This is a genomic window from Frigoribacterium sp. 2355, assembly GCF_054060695.1.
In genome coordinates, this window is sequence record NZ_JBSSDL010000001.1 from 420447 (window position 1) to 436529 (window position 16083).

The 16083-nt window shown below is 73.2% G+C and carries 10 protein-coding genes and 1 pseudogene; 2 read left to right on the forward strand and 9 right to left on the reverse strand.

From position 1 onward, the window contains the following. Positions 1 to 11: 11 nt before the first annotated feature. The 5 genes and pseudogenes from holA to ACVJ1F_RS02010 form a co-directional block, all read right to left on the reverse strand. The gene (gene holA, locus ACVJ1F_RS01990; RefSeq protein WP_056047549.1) at positions 12 to 1046 is read right to left on the reverse strand and encodes a DNA polymerase III subunit delta; all 1035 of its coding nucleotides are present in this window, start codon (positions 1044 to 1046) and stop codon (positions 12 to 14) included. A 1014-nt stretch (positions 1047 to 2060) separates the two neighbouring features. After that, positions 2061 to 3140: pseudogene (locus tag ACVJ1F_RS01995) on the reverse strand (ComEC/Rec2 family competence protein); the annotation flags it as partial. A 353-nt stretch (positions 3141 to 3493) separates the two neighbouring features. Continuing rightward, positions 3494 to 4204, reverse strand: a complete 711-nt coding sequence (locus tag ACVJ1F_RS02000; RefSeq protein WP_456884358.1) for a ComEA family DNA-binding protein — start codon at positions 4202 to 4204, stop codon at positions 3494 to 3496. A gap of 104 nt (positions 4205 to 4308) precedes the next feature. Beyond that, complete coding sequence (gene leuS, locus ACVJ1F_RS02005; protein WP_456884543.1) at positions 4309 to 6855, reverse strand: leucine--tRNA ligase; 2547 nt, start codon at positions 6853 to 6855, stop codon at positions 4309 to 4311. A gap of 180 nt (positions 6856 to 7035) precedes the next feature. Further along, positions 7036 to 8460: an anthranilate synthase component I family protein gene (locus ACVJ1F_RS02010; protein WP_456884360.1), complete on the reverse strand. Its 1425-nt coding sequence runs from the start codon at positions 8458 to 8460 to the stop codon at positions 7036 to 7038. A gap of 32 nt (positions 8461 to 8492) precedes the next feature. Between ACVJ1F_RS02010 and ACVJ1F_RS02015 the strand changes: the two genes are divergently transcribed. Then, the gene (locus ACVJ1F_RS02015) at positions 8493 to 9326 is read left to right on the forward strand and encodes an aminotransferase class IV (RefSeq protein WP_456884362.1); all 834 of its coding nucleotides are present in this window, start codon (positions 8493 to 8495) and stop codon (positions 9324 to 9326) included. A 32-nt stretch (positions 9327 to 9358) separates the two neighbouring features. Here the strand turns inward: ACVJ1F_RS02015 and cydC are convergent, their stop codons facing one another. The 4 genes from cydC to ACVJ1F_RS02035 are packed head-to-tail and all read right to left on the reverse strand — an operon-like array spanning position 9359 to position 15239. After that, complete coding sequence (cydC, locus tag ACVJ1F_RS02020; RefSeq protein ID WP_456884363.1) at positions 9359 to 11131, reverse strand: thiol reductant ABC exporter subunit CydC; 1773 nt, start codon at positions 11129 to 11131, stop codon at positions 9359 to 9361. After that, a complete protein-coding gene (gene cydD, locus ACVJ1F_RS02025; protein WP_456884364.1) occupies positions 11128 to 12771 on the reverse strand; it encodes a thiol reductant ABC exporter subunit CydD in 1644 nt (547 codons plus the stop codon). Before cydD ends, cydC begins: the two co-directional genes overlap by 4 nt. A gap of 10 nt (positions 12772 to 12781) precedes the next feature. Continuing rightward, entirely contained in the window at positions 12782 to 13783 is a 1002-nt protein-coding gene (cydB, locus tag ACVJ1F_RS02030; RefSeq protein ID WP_456884365.1) for a cytochrome d ubiquinol oxidase subunit II, read from the reverse strand. 43 nt (positions 13784 to 13826) lie between these two features. Then, positions 13827 to 15239: a cytochrome ubiquinol oxidase subunit I gene (locus ACVJ1F_RS02035; protein ID WP_456884367.1), complete on the reverse strand. Its 1413-nt coding sequence runs from the start codon at positions 15237 to 15239 to the stop codon at positions 13827 to 13829. Between the two features lie 143 nt (positions 15240 to 15382). On the opposite strand from ACVJ1F_RS02035, the gene ACVJ1F_RS02040 reads away from it, so the two are divergent. After that, a complete protein-coding gene (locus ACVJ1F_RS02040; protein WP_456884368.1) occupies positions 15383 to 16051 on the forward strand; it encodes a DedA family protein in 669 nt (222 codons plus the stop codon). Positions 16052 to 16083: the final 32 nt, after the last annotated feature.

Below are 16083 nucleotides of genomic sequence, written 5' to 3' on the forward strand. Positions count from 1 at the left end.
GGAGGCGCGACTCACGACAGCAGCGAACCGCGCGTCGAGATCATGGTCACCATCCGCTCGAGCGCGTACACCGGATCACGCTCGGCGCCCTTGACGGCCGCGTCGGTCTCGGCGAGCAGCTCGATGCACCGGCCCAGCCCGTCCTCGGTCCAGCCCCGGAGGTCTCGTTGTGCCCGTTCGACCTGCCACGGGGCGAGTCCGAAGCGCGAGGCGAGTTGACCCGAGCCGCCGTAGGAGCCCTGCACCTTGGCCATGGTGCGGATCTTCATCGCGAACGCCGCCACCACGGGCACGGGATCGGCCCCGGTCGACAACGCGTGGCGGAGCAGGACCAGAGCCTCGCCCTGCTGACCTGCGATGGCCGCGTCGGCCACCTTGAAGGCGTTGGTCTCGACCCGACCCGAGTAGTACTTCTCGACCGTGGCCTCGGTGATCTCGGCCGCGGCGTCGCTGATCAGCTGCTGGCACGCGCTGGCGAGCTCGGCCAGGTCGTCGTTGAAGGCCGTCACGAGCGCCCGGAGGGCCCCCTGCGAGATGCGACGCCGTTCGGCGGCGAACTCGGCGGCCGCGAACTCGAGCTTCTCGGTGTCTTTCTTGAGCTCGGCGCAGACGACCTCGAGCCCGCCGCCGGTGCCGCCCCGGACGGCGTCGAGCAGCTTCTTGCCGCGGACCCCGCCACCGTGGCGCAACACGAGGGTCGTGTCGTCGGCGGGCGTGTCGAGGTAGCGCAGCGTCTCGGTGAGGAAGGCGTCGGTGCACTTCTCGACGTTCGAGACGCGGATGAGACGTGGCTCGGCGAAGAGCGACGGGCTCGCCAGCGTCACGAGCTCGCCGGGCTGGTAATGGTCGGCCTCGAGGTCGTGCACCTCGAGGCTGGGGTCTTCGGCGACGAGCTGGTCGCGCAGCTGGCGCGAGGCACGGTCGGCGAGGAACTGCTCGGGCCCGCTCACGAGCACGACGGCCGCGGGGCGGATCTTGTCCCACCCGACCTGGTCGATCGCGACCGAGGCCTTCTTCGCCGTCTTGCCACTCGCTCGCGCTGCCATGCTGCCTCTCGGACGTCGTCCCACGGACGCGGGGCCCGCCGCGCCTCCTCCGATGCTAGAGGACGCCACCGACGTGTCGGACGCGCGATCTCGACCCGCGGACCCCGCGTGCTCCCGCCAGATCCGCAGGCCGACGTCGCCGCCGTCACGGCCGACGGGCGTGACGGCGGCCTGACCGGCCTCGTCGCTGCGGACCACGACTCCCCCGCCGTCCCGGACCAGGTCGAGCGCGACGTCGGTCGGGTGCCCGTAGGAGTTGTCGGCCCCCACGCCGACCAGACCGACGCGGGCCGACACCCGCTCGTACAACTCGGCGTGCTGGTCCGCCGACCCGTGGTGCGAGACCTTCAGGACGTCGACCCGCCCGAGCCCCTCGTCGCCGTCGGGTGACGAGGCCAGACGGCGTTGGGCGGTCTCACCGAGATCGCCGAGGGCCAGCAGGGAGAGGCAGCCGACCCGGCAGGACCCGCCCGGGTCGAGGCGCACCACGAGGCTGGCGTCGTTGCCCGCCGGGGTCGCGGTGGGCGGCCAGAGGAGCCGCCACGTGTGGTCGCCGAGGCGCCCCCGGGTGCCGACCCGCGCCTCCTGGACCTCGGCGCCACCGCCGCGCAGGGCGGTCACGACCTCGGCGTCGTCCGAACGCCCCACGGGCCCGACGAGGGCCGTGCCGACCCGGCCGACGACCGAGCCGATCGCCCCGACGTGGTCACGGTCGAAATGGGTGAGCACGAGCAGGTCGACGTGGCGCACGCCGAACGTCGAGAGGCAGCGGTCGACGGCGGCCTCGTCGTCACCCACGTCGATCAGGGCGACGGCCCGCGCGCTGCGGACGAGCACGGCGTCGTCCTGCCCCACGTCGCACTGGGCGACGACCCAGTCGGCGGGAACGGAGGCGCGGGTCACCACGGTGCGCCCGCCCACCACCCCGACGGTGGCCACCAGCACGCCCACCAGCAGCGTCGTCGCGACGGCCCGCAGGCGGCCGCGGGCCCGGGCCACCACGGCGACCACGACGAGGGCCGTCACGCCGACCAGGGAGGCGACGCCGAGCGCCGAGGCGTCCCACCCGAGTCGCGTGCCCGGCCAGGTCGACGCCGACCGGGCGACGGCCGCGACCCAGGACGACGGCAGCCACGAGGCCCACGCGACGGCCGCGGCGGTCGCGGGCGCCCAGGGCGCGAGCACGCAGACGACGAGCCCACCCACGGTCGCCACCGGAGCCGCCGGGCCGGCCAGCACGTTCGCGGCGACGCCGTGCAGGGCGATGCTCGGTTCGAGGGCGAGCAGCACGGGCTGGCACGCGAGTTGCGCGGCCGTGGGGACGGCGAGGGCCGCCGCCACCGGTTCGGGCACGAGGCGCGCCAGCAGGGCGGTCAGCGGCCCTCCGAGCACGACGAGCCCTGACGTCGCGAGGATCGACAGGACGAAGGCGAGGTCGCGGGCCAACCACGGGTCCGCGAACAGCAGCCCGGCGACCGCCAGCGCGATCACGGGCACACCGGCGATCGGCCGGGCGACGGCGAGGTGCACGAGGACGAGCACCGCCATGACGGTGGCCCGGACGATGCTCGGCTCGGGCGTGACGAGCACGACGAACGCCACCAACACGACGACGGCCATCGCGAGTCGCAGCAACCGCGGGACCCTCAGCACCGACCCGACGAGCACCACGAGTGCGACCAGCACGGCGCAGTTCGAGCCCGACACGGCCGTCAGGTGGCTGAGCGACGCCTGCGTCATGTCGTCGTCGAGGTCGTCGGGCACCCCCGACGTGTCGCCGATCGCGAGCCCGGGCAGCAGGGCCCCGCCGTCACCCGGCAGGTCTGCGGCCACGGCACGGAAGGCCGAGCGGAGCCCGTTCGACCAGGCCGACGTCCGCCCGGGCTCGGCGCGGACGCCGAGCGGCTCGACCGCCCGCCCCTCGAACGCGACCGACTCGCCGTACCTCACCGGGCCCAGGACGAGCCGGGCCGACACCCGGGCCCCGATCTCGGCCGACCGGCGACCGTCGAGGCGCGCCCCGAACACCCGCACCGGGACGCGGTCCCCGAGGGCCACGGTCCCCGCGCCGACGTCGAGTCGGTCGACCGACATCGTCAGGACGTCGGACCGCGCCTCGACCCGGTCGAGCAGGCGCCCCTCGACGGTGACCGCGTGCCCCGCCGACGTCGTGAGCCCCGACGGGTGACGGCGGTCGTCGCGCACCGCCGCCTGGCCCGTGAGCCCGGCACACGCCCCGGCACTCAGGGCCACCACCAGCAGGACCTGCCCGGCGGCGAGGGCGCCCACCCGCGCCACGAGCACGAGCCCGACCGCGACGACGCAGACGACGAGGGCGACGGCGGCCACGACGGGCGACAGCCCCGGCCGGGTCGAACCCACGGCGAGCCCGACCCACGCCACGGCCACCGGCACCCCGAGCCGCAGGTCGAGGACGCGACCGGGCGTCACACCCGCACCCGCTCGCGCAGTGCCTCGAGCGTCTTCGGACCGATGCCCGGCACCCCCAGCAGGTCGTCGACGCTGCGGAAGCGGCCGTTCTCGTCACCCCAGGACAGGATCGCCGCCGCGGTCGCCGGCCCCACCCCGGGCAGCGTCTGCAACGCGGCGTCGTCAGCGAGGTTGAGGTCGACCGTCCCGCCACCGGCCCCCGTCCCGCCACCGGTCGCCGTTCCCCCCGCGGCCGGTCCACCCGCCGCCGCGTCACCACCACCCGCCACCCCGTCGTCCGCGGTCTCACCGACGGCCGGCACCCGCAGCTGCTCGCCGTCGACCAGCACCCGCGCGAGGTTGACCGCCGCCTGGTCGGCCTCGTCCGTGAACCCGCCGGCCGCTGCGACCACGTCGACGACGCGGGCGCCGTGCGGCAGTTCGTACAGGCCGGGCGCCGCCACCCGGCCGTGCACGTGCACGAAGACGACCGAGGCACCCGCGGGAGGTGCGGTGCCGGCCCCTGCCCCGGCCTCGGCCTCGGCCCCGGTGCCCGGCTCGACGGTCACGAGCTCGTCCGCCGCGCCTCCTCGGGTGGCGAAGGCCGACACGGCGACGCTCACCGCCAGCACGACGAAGAGCAGGACGACGACCGCCCCGACCCCCACGCGCCACCGCGGACCACCCGGCTCGGACGGGTCGACGGCGGTGCGGAAGCTGACGGTCATGACCCGTCACGGTACGAGCGCCCATCGCGCCGCACGGACGACGACGGCCGCCCTGGGGAGCCAGGGCGGCCGTCGACGAGTGGGGACGAGACGCCCCGAGTGACCTACTTCACCGCGATGTTCACCAGGCGCGGCGCCCGCACGATGACGTTGACGATCTGCTTGTCGCCGACCGCGCGCTGCACGGCCGCCGAGTCGCGGGCCAGCGCCTCGAGCTCGTCGGAGGCGATCTTGGGCGACACCTCGAGCCGGTCGCGCACCTTGCCGTTGACCTGGACGACCGCGGTGACGCTCGTCTCGACGAGCAGCGTCGGGTCGGCCTTCCGCCAGCCGTACGTGGCGAGGGCACCGCCGTCGTAGCCGAGCTTCTCCCACATCTCGGAAGCCGTGTAGGGAGCGAACAGCGACAGCCCCAGCGCGACGGTCTCGGTCGCCTCGCGCACCGCCGGGTCGGACGCGCCGGGACCCGAGTCGATCGCCTTGCGGACGGCGTTGGTGAGCTCCATCAGGCGAGCGACGACGACGTTGTACTTGAACGCCTCGCTCAGCCCCGGGGCCTCGGCGAGGAACCGGTGGGTGACCCGGCGCAGGGCCTGGTCGCCGTCGTCCCACACCACGTCGCGCGAGCTGTCGACGTCGCTCGCGAGACGGAACGCCCGGGCCAGGAACTTGGCCGAACCGGCGGGCGAGACGTCGGCCCAGTCGATGTCGTCCTCGGGCGGGCCGGCGAAGGCCATCGTCAGGCGGATGGCGTCGACGCCGTGCTTCTCGATCTCGTCGGAGAGGCTGACGACGTTGCCCTTGCTCTTGCTCATCTTGGCGCCGTCCTGCAGCACCATGCCCTGGTTCAGCAGCGCGCTGAAGGGCTCGGTGAAGTCGACGTGACCGAGGTCGAAGAGCACCTTGGTGATGAAGCGCGCGTAGAGCAGGTGCAGAATGGCGTGCTCGACGCCCCCGACGTACTGGTCGACCGGCGCCCACCTGCTGGCCTGGGCCGGGTCGAAGGCCCGGTCGGCGTCGGTGGGATCGAGGAACCGCAGGAAGTACCACGAGCTGTCGACGAAGGTGTCCATCGTGTCGGCGTCCCGACGCGCGGGCGACCCGTCGCGCGGGTCGGGCACGTTCACCCAGTCCTCGGCCGCGCCGAGCGGCGAGCTGCCCTTCGGCTTGAGGTCGAGGCCCTCGGTCGACGGCAGTCGGACCGGCAGCTCGTCGTAGGGCACCGGCACCTCGACGCCGTCGGCGCCGTGCACGATCGGGATGGGCGTGCCCCAGAAGCGCTGGCGCGAGATCAGCCAGTCGCGCAGACGGTACGTCTTGGCCGCCCCGCCGTCGCCGGACGCCTCGAGCAGTTCGACGACGCGCTTGATCGCGTTCGACTTGCTGAGGCCGGTCAGGGCGCCCGAGTTCATCAGTCGGCCGTCGCCGGTCAGGGCCACGCCCGTCTCGCGGGGGTTCAGGTCGGGCAGGTCGTCCGGCAGGATCGCCTGGCCGTCCTCGTCGAGCTCGAGCTTGGGGATCACGCCCGTGACGGGCGCGTTCGTGTCGACCACGACGCGCACCGGGAGGTCGTACTTGCGGGCGAAGTCGAGGTCGCGCTGGTCGTGCGCAGGCACGGCCATGACCGCGCCGTGGCCGTAGTCGGCCAACACGTAGTCGGCGGCCCAGACCGGCATCGGGTCGCCCGTGAGCGGGTTGACCGCGACCCGGCCGAGCGGCACGCCGGTCTTGGGGCGCTCGCTCGACTGGCGCTCGATCTCGGTCGCCTTCTGCACCTCGACGAGGTACTCGGCGAAGGTCGCCTTGACGTCGTCCGTCGCGTCGGCGACGAGTTCGGCCGCGAGGTCGGAGTCGGGCGCGACGACCATGAACGTCGCGCCGTAGAGGGTGTCGGGACGCGTGGTGAAGACCGTGACCTTCTCGTCACGGCCCTCGATGGCGAAGTGCACGTCCGCACCGATCGAGCGGCCGATCCAGTTGCGCTGCATGTTGAGCACCTTGGTCGGCCACCGGCCCTCGAGCTGGTTGAGGTCGTCGAGCAGGCGGTCGGCGTAGTCGGTGATCTTGAAGTACCACTGCGTCAGCTTCTTCTTGACCACGACGGCACCCGACCGGTCGCTGGTGCCGTCGGGCAGCACCTGCTCGTTGGCGAGCACGGTCTGGTCCACCGGGTCCCAGTTGACCCAGCTGTCCTTGCGGTAGGCCAGGCCCTTCTTGTACATCTCGAGGAACAGCCACTGGTTCCACTTGTAGTACTCGGGATCGCTCGTGTGCAGCACCCGGCTCCAGTCGAACGACGGGGCGTAGAGCTTCATGCTCTGCTTCTGCTGCGCGATGTTCGCGTAGGTCCACTCGCGGGGGTCGACGCCGCGCTTGATGGCCGCGTTCTCGGCGGGGAGCCCGAAGCTGTCCCAGCCGATCGGGTGCAGCACGTTGAAGCCCTGCTGGCGCCAGTAGCGCGTCACCATGTCGCCGAGGGCGTACTGCTCGGCGTGGCCCATGTGCAGGTCGCCCGAGGGGTAGGGGAACATGTCGAGGATGTACTTGCGCGGCCGCTTGTCGTCGGGGTCGACGACGAACGGCTGCTCGGCGTCCCACCGGGCCTGCCACTTCTCTTGCAGGCGGGCGACGTCGTACTCGCGTTCGGGCACGCCGTCGTGGGGCGGGATGGCCGAGGAGGCGTCGGTCGCGGTCGTGTCGTGCTCGTGTGCCACGGGGCTCTCATTCACTGCTGGCAGTCGGTGCGGTGGGGGCGGACCGTTCGTGCGAGGGCACGGCGACGTGCGCCGGGCTCGGCGATCCTCGCCAAGGCTACCGAACGGCACGCGCCGTCACGACATGCGGACCGGGGCCCCGTCGGCGGTACGGACGCCGAGCACGGCGAGCAGGGCCGCCGCCTTGAGCTCGACCTCGTCGCGTTCGTCGACCGGCACCGACGAGATGGTGATGCCGCCGCCCACCCCGACGCGAGCACCCGCCGGTCGCGCGGGCCGTCCCGCACCCGCCGCCCGGGCCCCGTGGACGACGATCGAGCGGATGGTCATCGCCAGGCTCGCCGAGCCGTCGCGCCCGAGCCAGCCGGTCGCGCCCGAGTAGACCCCCCGGGGCGCTCCTTCGAGGTCGGCGAGCAGTTCGACGGCCCGTCGCTTCGGGGCACCGGTCATCGACCCGGCGGGGAAGGCCGCCTCGACGACGTCGGCCGCGGTGCACCCCGCCCCGAGACGGGCCCGCACCGTGCTGACGAGCTGGTGGACGTGCTCGTACGAGTGCACGGCGAGCAGCTCGGACACCTCGACCGTGCCGAGCAGGGCCACCCGGGCGAGGTCGTTGCGGACCAGGTCGACGATCATGACGTTCTCGGCGCGCTCCTTCTCGCTCTCGACGAGCTCGCGCGCGAGCACCGTGTCGTCGGCGCCCGACCCGCGGCGTCGCGTGCCCTTGATCGGCGCCGACGACACCCGGCCGTCGGCCGTCACCTCGACGAACGACTCGGGCGACGCCCCGACGACGGCCACGTCGCCGATGCGCACGAACGACGCGTGCGGCGCCGGCGAGGACCGACGGAGGCGCGCGAAGGCCTCGAGCGCGTCCACCGGCCCCACGACGTCGACGGCCGTGGTCAGGCAGAGCTGGTACGCCTCGCCGGACGCGATGGCCCGCCGACACCCCTCGATCAGGTCGAGGTACTCGTCGGGGCGGTGCCGCCAGCGGGCGGTGGGCGGGGCGGTGCCCCCCGAGGAGGCGCGGGTCGGCCCGGGCACCGGAGGCTCGGGCGGCACGTCGGCCCAGGCCTCGACCAGGGAGGGTGCCCACGGGTCGCCGGCCCGCGCGACGGCCTCGACCGAGCGTGCGGCGTGGTCGAAGACCAGGGCACGGTCGACGTCGAGCAGGGCGAGGTCGGCGGGGTCCCCGTCGGCGGCGACGGTGGAGGCGGTGGCTGCCGGCCGGTGCCCCTCGGTGGCGTCGCGGTCGAGCAGCCGGCAGCCGAAGCCGTAGCCGAGCCAGCCGGCCCAACCGAGCGGATGGCTGTCGGGCTCGACGTCGACCAGGTCGTCACGCACCGCCTGCCAGAGCCGGTCGGCGCCGCCGTCGCGGACGTCGCCCGTCGCGGCCCGACCCCACCCGACGACCGAGCGGCCCCGCACGGCGCCCACCCCGGCGTCGCGCCAGACCACGTCGCCGGTCGCGGCCAGGTGCCGGACGACGGCCTCGGGGTCGCGCCACGGCAGGGAGGAACGGACGACCGCGGGACGCATACCCTTGATCTTATGAGCGGAGACCCGACCCGATGAGTGGCGAGCGGCCGGGTGGTGACGTGCTGCACGTCTGGCAGGGCGACGAGCTGGCGACGCGCGGGGGCGGAGGGGCGGCGGACGCCGACCCGCGCCTCCTCGTGGCGGACTCGTGGCTGGTCGACGACGGCTCGGTGCTGGCGCTCGACGTGCACCGCGACCGGTTCGCCGGGTCGGTCGCCGAGGTGCCCGGGGCGCCCGACGCGGACGAGGTGTCGGCGTTCTGGACGGCGGCCCTCGCGGTCCTCCCCCGGGCAGGAGCCTGGTTCCCCCGCGTCGAGCTCGTCGCGGGCGACGGAGCGGAGGACGGCGACCGGGCACGGCTGCGGTTGCGGTTGCGCCTCCGTACCGCTCCCCCGCGTCACCGCTCGGTCGTCCTCGCCACGGCCGACGGGGACCCCCGCACACGACCGACGGTCAAGGGGCCCGACCTCGCCGCCCTCGGCTCGCTCGTCTCCGAGGCGCGGTCCCGAGGGGCCGGCGAGGCCGTGCTGCTCTCGCCCGAGGGGCACGTCGTCGAAGGCGCCTGGAGCTCGATCGTCTGGTGGCGCGGGGACGCCCTCTGCCTCCCGTCGGACGACCTGCCGCGCCTCCCGGGCGTCACGGTCCGCAGCCTGACGACGCTGGCCGCCGTCCTCGGCGTGGACGTGCTGCACGATCGCACCCGGCCGGACGAGCTCGACGGGTTCGAGGTCTGGAGCCTCGGCGCACTGCACGGCATCCGCATCGTCACCGGTTGGATCGACGGCCCGGCACCCGCCGAGGAGCCGGGGCGCCTGGCGCTCTGGCACGGCCGACTCGACCGCCTGCGACGACCGGTCGACGGCTGACCCCACCGGGACGCGATCGGTGGCTCGACGCGTCAGGCGCCGGCCCCGTCGTCGGGCGTGACGTCGGACCCGACCTCGGACCCGACCTCGACCCCGACCTCGACCTCGCCGAGGCGGCCCGCCTCGAGGCGCACGCGCCGCGTCACCAGCTCGGCCGGCACCTCGACGTGCGAGATCACGACGACCGTCGAGCCGTCGTCGCGGGCGGTGGTCAGGACGTCGTGCACGAGCCGACGGGAGGTCTCGGCGTCGAGTCCGGCCGTCGGCTCGTCGAGCACGAGCACCGGGAACCCCCGCAGGAGGGCACGCGCGAGCGAGATGCGCTGGGCCTGACCACCCGAGACGAGGACGCCGCGCTCGCCCACCGGTGCGTCGAGCCCGCCGCGCTCGGCGGCCCAGCGGCCCAGCCCGACGCGGTCCAGGACCGCGAGCAGGTCGTCGTCGGTGGCCGTGTCGCGGGCGAAGAGCAGGTTCTGCCGCAGGGACTCGTCGAAGAGGTAGGGCGTCTGCTCGATCAGGCCGACCGTGGCCCGGACGGCGGCCGGGGCGAGGATCGCCGTGTCGACTCCCCCGACCTCGTAGCGACCCGTGTGCTCGACGAAGCGGGCCAGCACCCACGCCAGCGTGGTCTTGCCGGCGCCGCTCGGCCCCTCGACCACGAGGCGGTCGCCGACGGCCACGTCGAGGTCGACGCCGCGGAGCGCGGGGCCCGCCGCCCCCGGCCAGGTCGCCGAGACCCCTCGCAGGCGAAGCGCGGGCACGGAGGCCGGCACGGCGGGCGCGTGGGCTCGGAGAGGGTCGGAGGCGGTGACGTCCGCCTCGCCGGACACGTGGTCGTCGTCGACGACGCCGGCCGGCACGTCGACCGGCACCGCCGAGTCGACGCGGTCACCGCTCGCCCGCACGCGACGCCAGGCCAGCACGGCCGTGGGGACGGCACCGACGACCTCGAAGACGGCGAGGGGCACGAGGGCGACCAGCGCGAAGGCGGGACCGGTCAGCCCGCCCGAGGCGACGTCGGGCGCCACGACGGGGATCGTCGCGAGCACGGCGGCACCCGACAGCGCCGAGAGCACGGCGGCGACCACGCCCCCGGTCAGGGCCCGACGCGAGGAGGCGCGGCGCAGGTCGTCGTCGAGTCGAGCGACCCGGGCGAGCTGGCGGTCCACCGCCTCGAACGCGACGAGCACGTCGAGGTTCTGCACGAGGTCGACGACGGCGGCCGAGAGGGCCCCCCGACGGTCGGCGAGGGTGCGTTCACTGCGGCGGGCGAGCCGGTCCGCGGCGACGCAGCCGACGACGAACGCGACGACGAGTGCGCCTGCCAGGACGACCGCCGCCATCGGCGACACGAGGGCGACGCCGACCACCGCGACGACCGAGGTCAGGCCCGACACCACGAGCGGCTGCACGACCCGGAGGGGCAGGTCCTGCAGGGCGTCGACGTCACCGACGACGCGCGCCAGCAGGTCGCCGCGATCGGTGCGGCCGAGACCCGCCGGGGCCACGCGGATCAGTCGGCGGTAGAGCTCGGTGCGGACCACGGCCAGCTGACGGAAGGCCGCGTCGTGGCTCGACAGCCGTTCGAGGTAGCGGAAGACCGCGCGGGTCAGGGCGAACGCGCGGACGCCCACGACGGCGAGCGAGAGGTAGAGGATCGGCGGCTGCTCGGCGGCCCGCGTGATGAGGTACGCCGACGCCGCGAGCAAGGCCACCGCCGAGAGGGCGCTCAGCGACCCGAAGACCAGGCCGGGGGCGGCGCGGCGCCCGGCGGGCTGAGCCGTGCGGAGCAACGAGCGGGTCACGAGGGGCCTCCGATCGGGACGACGACGTCGGCCGCGTCGCTCACGGCGCGGCGGTGCGTGACGACGACCACGGCGACGCCCGTGGCCGCGATGCGACGGAGGCCCTCGACGACCCGGGCCTCGGTGACCCGGTCGAGGGCGGACGAGGGCTCGTCGACCAGCAGGAGGCGCGCCCCGACCCGGTCGAGCCGGTACAGCGCCCGGGCCACCGACACCCGCTGCGCCTGGCCGCCGGACAGCCCCTCGCCGCCGGCCCCGAGCACGAGCGCCGGGTCGAGGCCGGCCGCGCCGGCCAGGTCGAGGGCGCGGACGACCGCCTCGGTGTCGGGGCCGTCCTCGTCGCCGAGGCCGACGTTCTCGGCGACGGTGCCGGACGACAACTGGGCGGACTGGCCCGACCAGGCGATCTCGTGGCGGGCGGGCGCGCGGCCCGACGAACGCCAGACGACCCGTCCCTCGCACGGCTCGAGCCCCAGCACGGCGTCGAGCAAGGTGGACTTCCCGGCACCGCTCGGGCCGACGACCGCGGTGACGCGACCCGTCTCGGCGACGAAGGAGGTCTCGGCCAGCCGCACCGCGCCTCCTCGGCCGACCGACACCCGGTCGACGACGAGCGCGTCGGCCCCGGGGAGGGCCGCGGCCGGATCGGCGTCGGTCGTCGCCCGGGACGACCGTGGCGTGACGTCGCCGTCCTCGTCGTCCAGCAGCTCGAAGACGTCGTCGGCCGCCGCGACCCCGTCGGCCGCGGCGTGGTAGTTGGCTCCGACCTGGCGGAGGGGCAGGTAGGCCTCGGGGGTGAGCAACAGCACGAACAGCCCGGCGGTCAGCCCCAGCGACCCCTCGACGAGCCGGATGCCGATGGACACGGCGACGAGTGCGACGGACAGCGACGCCGCGAGCTCGAGCACGAAGCCGCTGAGGAAAGACACGCGCAGCACCGTGACCGTCTGGACCCGGTAGTCGTCGGTGATGCGACCGATCCGCTCGACCTGGCGCCGCTCGCGACCGAAGGCCTTGAGCGTCGACGCCCCGCCCACGGCGTCGGCGAACGACGAGGCGAGGTGCGTCAGGCGGTCCCACTGCCGGGTCTGGGCGGCCCGCGTGATCCACCCGATCAGGACCATGAAGACGGGGATCAACGGCAGGGTCAGCACGACGATCAAGGCCGACAACCAGTCGTGGAGCGCCATGACGACGATCAGCAGGGGCGTCGCCAGGGCCGTCAGCACCAGCTGCGGCAGGTAGCGCGCGAAGTACTCGTCGAGGGCGTCGAGCCCGGGGCCGACGAGCGTCGCGACGCGCGCCGAGGAGTGGCGGTCGACCCAGGCGCGCCCCCGGTCGGCGACCGCGCGGACGACCCGGGCCCGCAGCTGGCTCTTGACCTGCGCCGCGGCCCGCGCGGCCGTCACCTCGAGGGCCCAGGCGACGAGCGATCGTGCCGCCACCGAGACCCCCAGCCCCAACAGGGCGGTCGAGAGCCCGGAGACGCGCCCGTCGACGACCTGGACCACGGCCGTCGTCGTGAACCAGGCCACGGCGACGATCGCGAGGGTCTGCCCGAGGCCGAGCACGGCACCGAGCCCCAGGAACACCCGGGCGGCGGAGGCGTAGCGCAGGAGGCGCGGGTCGAGCGGCTTCACGGACGTCACCTCAGTGCGCGGCCGGGATGGTAGCCCGGGTGATCCGCTTGCGGAAGATCCAGTAGGTGAAGCCCTGGTAGCCGAGGATGAGCGGGACGAAGACGAGGGCCACCCAGCTCATGATCGTCAGGGTGTAGGTCGAGCTCGACGCGTTGGCGATCGTGAGACCGTTCGCCGGATCGTTGCTCGCCGGCATCACCCAGGGGAAGAGCGCGGCGAACAGGCTCGACACCGCCAGGGCGATCGTGAGGGCCATGAGGCCGAAGGACCGGCCCTCGCGACCGCGCAGGTTCGCGACGAACGAGGCGATCAGGCTGACGGCGGCCCCGGCCGAGAGGACCACCGAGGCGAGGGTCCCGTGCATCAGCGAGGTCAGGACCAGGAAGGACGCCGCGACGACGATCGTCACGAGCCCCGCGCGGGTGGCCAGGCGCCGGGCCCGGTCACGGATCGCCCCCTCGGTCTTGAGCGTGACGAACACGACGCCGTGCGTGAAGAAGAGCAGCAGGGTCGTGAGACCGCCCAGCAGGGCGTAGGGGTTCAACAGGTCGACCAACGTCCCGGTGTAGTCGTGCCCCTCGTCGAGCGGCACGCCCTGCACGACGTTGGCGAACACCAGCCCCCAGACGAACGCCGGCACGGCCGAGCCGACGACGATCATGAGGTCGAAGCGGCGCTTCCACGAGGACTCGGGACGCTGGTGGCGGTACTCGAACGAGACGCCCCGCGCGATCAGGGCCAGCAGGATGAGCAGCATCAGGAGGTAGAAGCCGCTGAACAGCGTGGCGTACCACTCGGGGAAGGCCGCGAACAGGAACGCACCGGCGACGATGACCCAGGTCTCGTTGAGGTCCCAGACCGGACCGATGGTGTTGATCAGCACGCGCCGGTCGGTGTCGTCGCGGCCGAGGAAGGGCAGGGACATGCCGACCCCGAAGTCGAAGCCGTCGAGCACGAAGTAGCCGACGAAGAAGAACCCGAGGATCACGAACCAGAGGGTGGGGAGGTCCATGGTCAGAGCCTTTCTCGCATCGGTTCGGTGGGGGTGGTGGGCATCAGTAGACCGTCGCCTCGTGGCGGATCTCGCCCGACACGGGGTCGGGCTCGGGGGCGTCGGCCGGCCCCTTCTGGGCGGCCCTGACGATGAGCTTGAACTCGACGACCGCGAGCGTGCCGTAGATCAGCGTGAAGGCGACGAGCGAGATGAGCACCGTCAGGCCGGTGACGCCCGGCGAGACGCCGTCCTCGGTCTTCAGCAGCCCGAAGACGAGCCAGGGCTGTCGACCCATCTCGGTGAAGACCCAGCCGACGATCATGGCGAGGAGGGGCATCGGGTAGCTGAAGACCGCGGCCCGCCAGACCCACCTGTTCTGCGGCAGGCGTCCTTTGCGGGTGATCCAGAGGCCGACGAGCGAGACGAGCACGCCGACCATGCCGAGGCCCATCATCCAGCGGAAGGACCAGTAGGTGACCCAGATGATCGGGGTGTAGTCCCCCGGACCGTAGAGCTGCACGTACTGCGCCTGGAGGTCGTTGATGCCCTCGACCGTGCCGTCGAAGGTGTGCGTCGACAGGAACGACAGCAGGTACGGCACCCGGATGCTGAAGAGCTCGTGCACCCCGTCGGGCGTGCCCAGGGTGAAGATCGAGAACGAGGCGTCGGCGCCGGTGCTGGTCTTGTACAGGGCCTCCGCGGCCGCCATCTTCATCGGCTGGGTCTCGACCATGGCGAGACCCAGCTGGTCGCCCGTGATGAAGGTGAGCGCGCCGGCGGCCACCATCGTCCAGAGACCGAACCGCAGGGCCGGTCGCATCGTCTCGAGGTGCTGGTTGCGCGAGAGGTGCCAGGCGGCGACGGCGACGATGACCGCGGCCGAGACCATGAAGCAGGCGAAGATCGTGTGCGGGAACGCGGCGAGGGCGACCTTGTTGGTCAGCACCTCCCAGATGCTCGTGAGCTCGGCCCGCCCCTTCTCCTCGTTGATGTCGTAGCCGACCGGGTTCTGCATGAAGGCGTTCGCGGCGATGATGAAGTACGCCGAGAGGATGCTGCCGACCGTCGCACCCCAGATGCTCAGCAGGTGGAGCTTCGGCGGCACCTTGTCCCAGCCGAAGATCCAGATGCCGATGAAGGTCGCCTCGAGGAAGAACGCGAGCAGGCCCTCGAGCGCGAGCGGGGCGCCGAACACGTCGCCGACGAACCGCGAGTAGTCGGACCAGTTCATGCCGAACTGGAACTCCTGGACGATGCCGGTCACGACGCCCATGGCGAAGTTGATCAGGAAGATCTTGCCGAAGAACTGGGTCAGCTGCAGGTAGTGGACGCGGCCGGTGCGCACCCAGGCCGTCTGGAAGACCGCCACCGTGAAGGCCATGCCGATCGTGAGGGGCACGAACAGGAAGTGGTAGATCGTGGTGAGCCCGAACTGCCAGCGGGACAACAGCAGCGGGTCGAGCAGCTCGTTCATCGGGATGTGCCTTCTCCCTCGGATGGTGGTGGTGGTCGTGCGTCGCACCGTCGGGACGTGACGAGCCTAGATCCGGAGATGAACGACACCTGTCGTTTAGGGCACCCGGGCGCCGTGCACTCGCTGTGAATAGGCTCGGGCGGGTGAACGACGTGCTGACGACCCTGCTCGACCTGGTGCAGTCCGTCGATCCCGTGCTGAGGACGGTGCTGGCCGGCATCGCCATGGTGCTCGAGACGTCGGTGCTGCTCGGCCTGATCGTGCCGGGCGACACGGTGGCGATCGTGTCGGCCACGGCGGTGGGGTCACCCTTCGAGTTCGGTGCGCTCGTGGTCGCCCTCGTCCTCGGCGCCCTGGTGGGCGAGAGCATCGGGTTCGCCCTCGGCCGGTTCTTCGGACCGAGGATCCGCGCGAGCGCGCTCGGACGACGCCTCGGCGAGGCGAATTGGGTCCGGGCCGAGAACTACCTCGCGCGACGGGGCGGCATCGCCGTCTTCGTCTCGAGGTTCCTGCCGGTTCTGCACTCGCTCATCCCGTTGACGGTGGGCACGAGCCCCATGCGCTACCGGACGTTCCTCACCTGGACGGCCCCCGCCTGCCTCCTCTGGGCCCTCGCCTACGTCTCCGTCGGCGCGGCGGCCGCGGGCGGCTACCGCGAGCTGGCGGACCGACTGCACCAGGCCGGGTACGTCTTCGTCGGCATCATCGTCGCGTTCGTCCTGCTGGTCGTCGTCGTGAAGAAGGTCCTGCACCACCGCGAGGAGCGCCACATGACACGCCCCGACGGGGACGCGGGCGACGGGGCGTCCTGACCCGCGCCTCCTCGGGGTCGCCCTCCGGGCGA